The organism is uncultured Abyssibacter sp., assembly GCF_964000955.1.
Taxonomy (GTDB): domain Bacteria; phylum Pseudomonadota; class Gammaproteobacteria; order Nevskiales; family OUC007; genus Abyssibacter.
In genome coordinates this window covers 1-9,337 of sequence record NZ_CAXFCL010000371.1, presented here as the reverse complement: position 1 = coordinate 9,337, position 9,337 = coordinate 1, and the positions used below count along the sequence as shown (strand labels likewise).

At 67.1% G+C, this 9,337-nt stretch carries 8 protein-coding genes; 5 read left to right on the top strand and 3 right to left on the bottom strand.

What is annotated here, in order from left to right; genetic code table 11:
* Nucleotides 1–548, bottom strand: a 548-nt coding sequence (locus ABNS06_RS18120) for an AMP-binding protein (protein WP_348676017.1), incomplete at its 3' end; no start/stop codon positions are given.
* Between the two features lie 157 nt (nucleotides 549–705).
* On the opposite strand from ABNS06_RS18120, the gene ABNS06_RS18115 reads away from it, so the two are divergent.
* Genes ABNS06_RS18115 through ABNS06_RS18095 form a run of 5 tightly spaced genes read left to right on the top strand, consistent with a single transcriptional unit; the run spans nucleotide 706 to nucleotide 7,368 of the window.
* On the top strand, nucleotides 706–1,386 hold the full coding sequence (locus tag ABNS06_RS18115) for a type 1 glutamine amidotransferase (RefSeq protein ID WP_348676016.1): 681 nt from the start codon (nucleotides 706–708) through the stop codon (nucleotides 1,384–1,386).
* 19 nt (nucleotides 1,387–1,405) lie between these two features.
* On the top strand, nucleotides 1,406–3,037 hold the full coding sequence (locus ABNS06_RS18110; RefSeq protein ID WP_348676015.1) for a Na/Pi symporter: 1,632 nt from the start codon (nucleotides 1,406–1,408) through the stop codon (nucleotides 3,035–3,037).
* 44 nt (nucleotides 3,038–3,081) lie between these two features.
* Nucleotides 3,082–3,819 carry an ABC transporter ATP-binding protein gene (locus ABNS06_RS18105; protein WP_348676014.1) on the top strand — a complete coding sequence of 246 codons (738 nt, stop codon included), beginning with the start codon at nucleotides 3,082–3,084 and terminating at the stop codon, nucleotides 3,817–3,819.
* The gene (locus ABNS06_RS18100; RefSeq protein ID WP_348676012.1) at nucleotides 3,816–6,173 is read left to right on the top strand and encodes an FtsX-like permease family protein; all 2,358 of its coding nucleotides are present in this window, start codon (nucleotides 3,816–3,818) and stop codon (nucleotides 6,171–6,173) included. Before ABNS06_RS18105 ends, ABNS06_RS18100 begins: the two co-directional genes overlap by 4 nt.
* Before the next feature lie 4 nt (nucleotides 6,174–6,177).
* Nucleotides 6,178–7,368 carry an HlyD family efflux transporter periplasmic adaptor subunit gene (locus ABNS06_RS18095; protein WP_348676011.1) on the top strand — a complete coding sequence of 397 codons (1,191 nt, stop codon included), beginning with the start codon at nucleotides 6,178–6,180 and terminating at the stop codon, nucleotides 7,366–7,368.
* Nucleotides 7,369–7,398: 30 nt separating this feature from the next.
* Here the strand turns inward: ABNS06_RS18095 and ABNS06_RS18090 are convergent, their stop codons facing one another.
* Nucleotides 7,399–8,517 (bottom strand): glycosyltransferase family protein, encoded by a 1,119-nt coding sequence (locus ABNS06_RS18090; RefSeq protein WP_348676010.1) that lies wholly within the window; start codon nucleotides 8,515–8,517, stop codon nucleotides 7,399–7,401.
* Between the two features lie 99 nt (nucleotides 8,518–8,616).
* A complete protein-coding gene (locus ABNS06_RS18085) occupies nucleotides 8,617–9,264 on the bottom strand; it encodes a hypothetical protein (protein ID WP_348676008.1) in 648 nt (215 codons plus the stop codon).
* Nucleotides 9,265–9,337: the final 73 nt, after the last annotated feature.

The following is a 9,337-nucleotide window of genomic DNA, read 5'->3' as shown; positions in this document are numbered from 1 at the left end:
CAGCCGCTCGGCGCCGTTTTCCCCTCATCGCCGCCGTGCCACAGCAGCACGCAATCGGTGGCCGCATCGGCCCCGAACCCTGACGAGGCCAGGGCGTCACGACATTCCGCGCTGACAATCAGCGCCCGCGGCCGGACCAGGCCGATACTGTGCGCGAGCACCTCGCCCCGCTGATTGTGGTTGAGCAGGCCCGCCACCGCGCCAAGTTTCAGTGCCGCGGCCACGCAGGCCAGCGCCTCCGGCCGGTTCTCCATCAGAACCGCCACCGTCTGCCCGGAACCGATCCCGGCATCGGCCAGTACCGCGGCGATGCGGTTTACCCAGGCATTGAATTCCGCGTAGGTCCAGGTACGGCCCTCGAAGCGCAGCGCTGGTGCATTCGGCGTCCTGGCCGCCCAGCGCTCGAGAATCAGGCCGATCGACTGGCGACTGCCGGGCCGGATCGTCACCAACCGGTACAAGCCCCGAGCCACGGCGGGTGCGTCGGCGGCACCTCGGACGAGACCCCGCGCGATATCGGCAAACCCGACCTGCTTGGTTTCGTTCATCGTCGTCCCTTGTTCGTGCGGGCTCACCCCCGCTGATGGACTGCACAGGGTAGCGACATCACGCACCCATGCGAATGCCCTGCTGCACCGCAAAAACGCCGCAGCACGGTCAACCACATCGCCCCCGGGCGGGTCTGGTCCCGGATAAACTGGGAGGATGAACGCGACCTGGTTGCAACACGTTCCGTACGAGGGGCCTGGCTCGATCAGCGAGTGGATGGCGCATCGCGGCATTCCGTTTCCCGCCGTGGCGCTCTGGAACAACGAGCCGCTGCCAGACCCCGCGTCGCTGGACCTGCTGGTGGTGATGGGCGGGCCGATGAATGTCGACGAGACGGATGCCCATCCCTGGCTGCTCGCCGAGCGGCGGTTCATCCGCGATGCCATCGACGCCGGCGTACGCGTGCTGGGCATCTGCCTGGGCGCACAGCTCATCGCCCGCGCCCTGGGCGCCGAGGTGCGTCGCGGGCCGCGTCAGGAGGTCGGCTGGTTTCCGATCCATCGCATCGCCGGCGCGACGCATCCCCTGTTCGACGATCTGCCCGATGAACTGATGGCCTATCACTGGCACGGCGATACCTTCGATCTTCCGGATGGAGCCATCCACATCGCCGGCAGCCAGCGCTATCCCAACCAGGCCTTCGCATGGGGCGACCACGTGATCGCACTACAATGCCATCTGGAAACCACGCCGCAAAGCGCGCGGGACATCATCGACAACACACGGTTCACGCCGGGGCCGGATATCCAGTCCGCCGATGACATGCTCGCGGACCCGGCGCGTTTCGACGCCCTTCGGTCGGTCATGGACGCGATGATGGAGCGGCTGGTCACGTGATACGTCCTGCGCGCCCGCGATGAATTTCGGCAGCATCGACCCGTGGATGTTCGCGGCCGGGCTGGGTTTCTTCCTGTTCGGCATGCGCCAGCTCGAAGTCGGGCTGAAGATCGTCGGCGGCGGCTGGCTGGAAACCACGCTGCGCCGCTCCACCGGGCATCCGCTGGGATCGATTACCGTCGGCATCATCGCCACCGCGATCCTGCAAAGCAGTTCGCTGGTCGGACTGATGGTGCTGGCCTTCGTCGGCGCCGACATCCTGCGTATGCGCAACGCGGTGGGCGTGATCCTGGGTACCAACCTCGGCACTACCTTCACCGGCTGGCTGGTCACGGCGATCGGCTTCAAGCTCGACCTGGAAGGGCTGGCGATGCCGATCATCGCCATCGGCATGCTCGGCACGGTCGCGCTGGAACGTCGGGCCATGGCCCGCGGCACCGCGCTGGTGCTGCTGGGCCTGGGGCTGCTGCTCTATGGGCTGTCGTTCATGAAGGACAGCGTCGAGGTCTTCGCCGCGTCGCTGGATCTCTCCGCGCTCACCGGTCTGCACGCGTACTGGTTCTTCGTCACCGGCTTCGTCTTCGCCGCCGTGATCCAGTCCAGTTCGGCGACGATGATGATCACGTTGTCGGCGCTGCACGCCGGCATCGTCGATCTGCCATCGGCCGCGGCAATCGCCATCGGCGCCGATCTTGGCACCACGTCGACGCTGATGATCGGCAGCCTGCGCGCGACCGCGGCCGGCAAGCAGGTCGCGCTGGCGCATTTTCTCTACAACCTGGTCACCGCGGCGATCGCCCTGTTCATCCTGCTGCCGGTGCTGGAACCGGGTCTGCGCCTGGTCGGGCTCACCGACCCGCTGTTCGGCCTGGTCGCGTTCCACAGCTTCTTCAACCTGCTCGGCATCTTTATCTTTCTGCCGCTGATCGACCCGTTCTCGCGCTTTCTGGAACGCCGCTTCGTCCGCATCGCCCCCGGCCGCGCGCAGTACCTCGGCAAGACACCACCGCAGATCGACACGGCGGCCCTGGCCGCGCTGGAAGCCGAATCGGTTGCGCTGCTGCGTGGCGTGATCGCCTTGAACCGGCGCTGCTTCAGGCTGGAGGGGCCGGCCAGCTCCGGTTGGACGATGCGGTTTGGCAACCACAATCCCAGCTACGAGGAGGCCTACGCGACGCTGAAGCAGATCGAAGGCGAGGTGCTGGACTATGCGCGTCGGACGCAAACGCTGTCGCAATCCGACCGGGTCGCGGCGCGCATCGAGCACCTGCTGATGGCCGTGCGCGACGGCATCTACTCCGCGAAGAGCATCAAGGACATCCGCGCCAACCTGGTGGAATTCCGCCATCTGGAGCAGGACGGAATCCGCGCCTATGTCGAGCGGCTGACCACGCACATGCGCGGGTTCTACAGCGGCCTCGAGGCCATTCTGGACAGCGATGAAACCGTGGCCGCCGAACGCACCGATGATCTGCACCGGGTAGACGGCGAGTTCATGCGAACCGTGACGCAGGACTTCTACCGCGACGAGTCCACCGCGGCCCTGACCGACCTGCAAACCTCGACGTTTCTCAACGTGCTGCGTGAAGTCGACTCGGCCGATCGCGCGCTGATTCGCGCCGTGCAGGCGCTGAACCAGCAAACCGCTTGAGGCAGGTCAACGAGTGGTCATGACGGGCGTCTAGACTGCAAGCCATGTCAGCGCCCCCCAAACTCTCGCAGCCGACGGACGAACCGGTCTTCCACGCGCGGGGGCTGACCAAGGTCTACCGCATGGGCGAGATCGAGGTGCATGCGCTGCGCGGTGTCGATCTGGACCTGTACGCCCGCGAGTTCGTCGTGCTGCTGGGTGCGTCCGGCAGCGGCAAGTCGACGCTGCTGAACATTCTCGGCGGCCTGGACGCGCCCACCGATGGCGAGGTGAGTTGCCGCGGCACGCTGCTGACCGGCGCCGATGAGGATGCGCTGACCCGGTTCCGGCGGGCCAACGTCGGTTTCGTGTTCCAGTTCTACAACCTGATCCCCAGCCTGACCGCGCGGGAAAACGTGGCGCTGGTCACGGACATCGCCGACAACCCGATGACCCCGGAAGACGCGCTGGCGCTGGTCGGGCTGACCGAGCGCATGGACCACTTTCCGGCGCAGCTCTCCGGCGGCGAACAGCAACGGGTCGCCATCGCCCGCGCCGTGGCCAAACGCCCGGCCGTGCTGCTCTGCGACGAACCCACCGGCGCGCTGGACTCCAAAACCGGGATTCGCGTGTTGCAGGTGCTGGAACGCATCAATGCGGAAACCGGGGCGCTAACGGTGGTGATCACCCACAACGCCGTCATCGGCGACATGGCCGATCGCATCATCCATCTGAGCGACGGGCGGATTGCCGGGGAGGATCGCAATCCGCGACGCGCCCGCGCCGACGAGTTGCACTGGTGAAGACGCTGCACACCAAGCTGCGCCGTGAACTGCGTCAGCTCACCGGACAGTTACTGGCCATCGCGCTGGTGATGACCGGCGGGATCGGCACCATGGTCATGGCGCTGACCAATTACCAGGCACTGTCGGACACCCAGACCCGCTACTACAGCGAGTACCGCTTCGCCGATGTGTTCGCCAGCCTCAAGCGCGCGCCGGACGCCATGGCCGACGCGGTCCGGGCCGTGGACGGCGTCCGCCACGTGGAGACGCGAGTCACCGGCTTCGCCAATCTCGAAATTGATGGCTATGACGAGCCGGTGACGGGCCAGCTCGTCTCGCTGTCGGGGCCCGGCGATCCGGGATTGCACCAGCTTTATCTGCGCGCCGGGCATCTGCCGGACGCGAATGACGAGGTAGTCATCAGCGAGGCCTTCGCCAACGCGCACGGCTTCCGGCCAGGCGATACGCTGACCGCGATTCTCAACGGCCGGCGCCAGCGGCTGCGCATCAGCGGCCTGGGTTTGTCGCCGGAGTTCGTCTATCAGATCCGGCCGGGCGACGTGTTTCCCGACAACCAGCGTTTCGGCGTGCTGTGGATGCGACGCGAGCCGCTGGCCACGGCCTTCGATCTGGACGGCGCGTTCAACGACCTGATCCTGACGCTGGAGCGCGACGCCCGGGCGCAGGACGTGATCGACACTCTGGACCGCCTACTCGAGCCCTACGGCTGCGCCGGCGCCTACGACCGGTCGTTGCAGGTCTCGCACCGCTTTCTCGACGAAGAACTGCGTGGGCTCGACGTGATGACCCGGATGTTCACGGTGATCTTTCTCAGCGTCACGGCGTTTCTGCTCAACGTGGTCATCGGCCGCCTGATCAGCACCCAGCGCGAACAGATCGCCGTGCTCAAGGCCTTCGGCTACTCCCGGCTCGAAGTCGCCAAGCACTATGTCGAACTCGCGCTGCTGATGGTCGGTTTTGGCGTGCTGCCGGGCCTGGCGATGGGCTCCTGGCTGGGACGCGGCATGGCCAATCTCTACATGGAGTTCTACAGCTTTCCGTTCCTGTCCTGGTCGCTGCGACCGGGGGTGATCGCGCTGGCATTCGGCTTCGCACTGGTCGCCGCGATACTCGGCACCATCGGCGGGCTGCGACGCGCCTTCGCGCTGGCGCCGGCCGAGGCGATGCGCCCCGAGGCGCCGCCGGTGTTCCGGCGCACGCTGGGCGAGCGGCTCGGATTCGGACGCCTGCTCGATCCCGCGGCGCGCATGGTGCTGCGCAACCTGGAGCGCAGGCCGCTGCGCTCGACGCTGTCGGTACTCGGCATCGGCATGGGCGTCGGCATCCTGATCATGTCGCGATTCCAGGCCAGCGCCGTCGACGCAATGGTCGAGGTGCAGTTCGGGCTGGCGCAGCGCGACGATCTCGCGGTGACCTTCGTCGAGCCCACGGCCTCGCGCTCGGCGCTGGACCTGGCATCGCTACCCGGCGTGTACGCGGTGGAACCGTTCCGAACCGCCTCGGTGCGGCTGCGCAATGAGCACCGCAGCTACCGGCTGGCGCTGCTGGGGCTGACACCGGGCGCGGACCTCAAGCGCCTGCTGGACGACAGCCTGCACCCGGTATCGCTGCCCGACGACGGTCTGCTGCTCACCGACTATCTCGCGACCATGCTTGATGTCGAGGCGGGCGACACGCTCGGTGTCGAGTTTCTGGAAGGCCATCGCCGTACCGTGTCGGTGCTGGTCACGGGTGTGGTCCGCGAGTACCTGGGTGTCGGCGCCTATGCCTCGCGCGCGACGGTGAACCGGCTGCTGGACGAGGGGCCATCGATCTCCGGCGCCTGGCTGGGGCTGGACCCAAGGCACCGAACCCAGGTGATCCGCGAGCTGCGTGCCGCACCGCAGGTCGCCGCCGTGACCGATCGCGTGGCGACCATGCAGAGCTTTCGCGACACCATGGCGGAGAACGTGCTGACCTTCGCGCTGATCGCGACGCTGCTGGCCGGCAGCATCGCCTTCGGCGTGGTCTACAACAGCGCCCGGATCACGCTGGCCGAGCGCGGTCGCGAACTCGCGAGCCTGCGGGTGCTGGGCTACACGCGGCAGGAGATTCGCGGCCTGCTGCTGGGCGAGCTGTTCGCACTCAGTTTCACCGCGCTGATCCCCGGGTTCCTGATCGGCTACGGCCTGTCAGCGCTGATGATTCAGGCCTTCGCCTCCGATCTCTACCGCATCCCGCTGATCTTCGACCCGTCGGGCTTCGCGCTCGCCGCCCTCGTCACACTGGCTTCGACCGTGCTCTCGGCATTGTTCGTGCGCCGGCGCCTGAACCGGCTGGACCTGGTCTCGGTCCTCAAATCCAGGGAGTAGACCGATGAAACCCGCAAAGTTGATCCGCTATGTCGTCGGCATCGCCGTGCTCGCCACCCTGGTCGCCGTGATGCTGTGGCCAGCCGCCCAGCTCGTGGACATCCGCGAAGTCGAACAAGGCGCCGTGGTGGCCTCGATCGAGGCCGAAGGACGCACGCGGCTGCGCCATCGCTACGTCATCACCGCACCGGTGGCGGCGACAACACGCCAACCAGCGCTGGAGCCGGGCGATCCGGTGCGGGCAGGCCAGGTACTGGTGGTGATGGACCCCGTGACCTCGCCGGTGCTGGATGCCCGCGCCCGCGCGCAGGCGGAGGCCGAAGTCGCCGCCGCCGAGGCGGCCCTGGCCGCCAGCCGGGAGGACACGCGCGCCGCCGAGGCGGTCGCCGCCCAGGCCCGGGCGGAAGCGAAGCGCCTGCGGGCCTTGCTGGAACGCCAGGCCGTCGCGCCCGACACGGCCGAGCGCGCCGAAACCGAACGTCGCCGCGCGGAACGGGCATCGGCCAGCGCGCGGTTTCACGAGGTCACGGCGAAACATCAGCTGGAGGCGGCAAAGGCCGTGCTGGCGACGGCGGACGGCGGCACGCCATCGGATGACACGGCCGTACGCCTGACCTCCCCCATCGATGGCGTGCTGCTGCAACGTCATTTCGACAGCGCCCAGCCGGTACAGACCGGGGCGCCGCTATGCGAGATCGGCAATCCCCGGGACATGGAAGTGGAGGTCGACGTGCTGTCCAGCGACGCCGTGCGGCTGCGTCCGGACATGCGCGTCGAATTGCTGCGCTGGGGCCGGCCCGAAGCGCTGGCGGGCCGGGTGCGGCGGGTGGAACCCAACGCGTTCACGAAATTCTCCGCGCTGGGCGTGGAGGAGCAGCGCGTCTGGGTCATGGTCGAACTCACCAGCGACCAGGACCAGTGGTCACGTCTCGGCGTGGGTTACCGGGTCAACGCCCGCTTCGTGTTGCGTGAAGCGGCCGACGTGGTGCGCGTGCCGACCAGCGCGCTGTACTCAGTCGCGGATGGGACCGCGGTCTTCGTCGCCGACGGTGGCCGCGCCCGGCGAGCGCTGGTGCAAACCGGCATCGAAGGGGACGGCTGGGTCGAGGTCCGCTCTGGCCTGAAGGCCGGCGATGCCGTCATCGCCCACCCCGATCGCTCGCTCGAAGACGGCGCCCGCATCCGGGCGCGCTGAACCGGGCCGGGTCCGGCGCGCGGCGCGCGGCTACGCCGTCTGCGCCATCCAGCCGTTGACCGAAGGCGACAACATCGTCTGTGGGCGCTGGCCGGCCAGCTCGGCGATGTAGGTGTCCAGCCACCGCTGCGCCTCGGCGCGGCCGTCGCGGCGGTGCTCCGCCATGTTGTTGCGCATGAACGGCGCCATGGCGAGGAAATCCTCGATGTCCCGCACATCGAACCGGCTCAGCGAACGGCGCATGCCGACGCCCATGCGCTCGACCATGTAGGCATTGAGGCGTTGCTCGAAGGCATCCTCGGGCAGCGCCAGCATCGGCTTGCCGAAGTGGATCGCCTCGCCGGCGAGCTGATTGCCCGAAGTGCCGACAACCGCCTTGGCGCTGGCGAGATCACGGACGAATTCGGCGTTCGCCGGCGCCTTGAACACCAGATTGTCGTCCTGCCCGCGACGGTCGGTGCCGTAGACAATCACCGGTCGGTCGCACTTGCGCAGCGCTTCCTCGACACGGGGGCGGAACAGGTGATCGCCCTTGTTGAAGTAGGCCAGCAGATGCTCGCCCTGCGTCGGCGTCACGCCCAGCACCTCGTCGCGCATCAGCGGACCAATGACGCGGGTCCGGGCGTCCTTCGGCGTGGCCGGGTAGAAACTGGAGATGAGGATGCGATCCGGCTGCCCCATCAGGTAACGGTAGCCCATCGCGTCCCGCAAACCGGCGGCACGCAACTCCCAGGGGAAATGCGGCTCGCAATGCGCGATCACGCCGACGTGATCAAAGCTGATGGTCGGAATGCCTATCGCCTCGGCGGCACGCAGCGTCCAGGCCTCGGAATCGGAAATCACCACGTCCGGGCGAAAGCGCGCGAACTCGTTCATCAACGTCTGCATGCCATCGAGCTGGAACAGCAGATCGGCGATCGGCTTGACGTTGCGTGCCACGGTGCGGCGCATGGAATAGCGGCCGTCGTTTCCGTAGTGGTAGCGGAACAGCGGAATTTCCGTGGTCGGGAAGCGTGGAGACAGCACCTTGAACGCATCCGCCGCCGCGAACACGCGCACATCGTGCTGTTCCATCAAATGAGGAAGAACGGTCCCGGTCCGCATCGCGTGACCGCGACCGTAACCCATTACACCGTAGGCAATTCGCATGGTGGTGTCCTGCTACAGGTTTCCACCAAGCTACCGATCGTGTTTGATCGATCGATGACGTTTGTATGACTGCCAGATGACATGGGCAGCCGCCATCATTCAACGCTGGCAGCCGTCCGCGTCGAATTCCACGCTAACGCTTTCCACCTGCCCCGCCTCGTCTTCGGTGACTTGCATCTCGGGACACGGCGCATTGGCCGGACGCGGGGCGATCGCCAGGCGCGCCATGCGCTGGCCGGGGTTGGCCTCCTTGAGCAGGACGGCCAGGTGCCTGGTTTCAGGATCTTCCGCCAGCTTCTTGTTGACGCTTTTCATCAGCGAACTGGTCGCCCTGAACACCTGCTCCGGCTCAGCCACACGGGCGACGAACCCGCATCCGTCACCGTCATTGCAGTAGAAGTCTTCCATGTAGGTGGACGGCGGTACCGAGCTGCTTGTGAAGCCGGCCGCGGCGGCCGACTCGACCCTCTGCGACAAGTCGCGCGTCCAGACCGGCTGCAAGACATCGTCCTGTTTCATCGAGCCGGCGGCTTCATGGCGCAGGCTTGACGTGTGAGCGGGCGCCACGGCCCGATCCTGTGTCGGGACCGTGCTGGCGGCAACCGCGGGTGCGGGCTGGTCATCGACCATGGGCGATGGCCCGGACCCTATCGTCGCGTCAGCCAGCGGGCGGTCGGCTCCGCGAAACACGGCGAACACAGCCACCGCGCAAAGTACGCCACCACCAATCAACACTCCCCACCGCATCGCGCGCTCCCGGGATTGCGAATCAGAAATCCACGGTCTCCGTATCGCCGGCATCGATACTGACGTTGGTCTG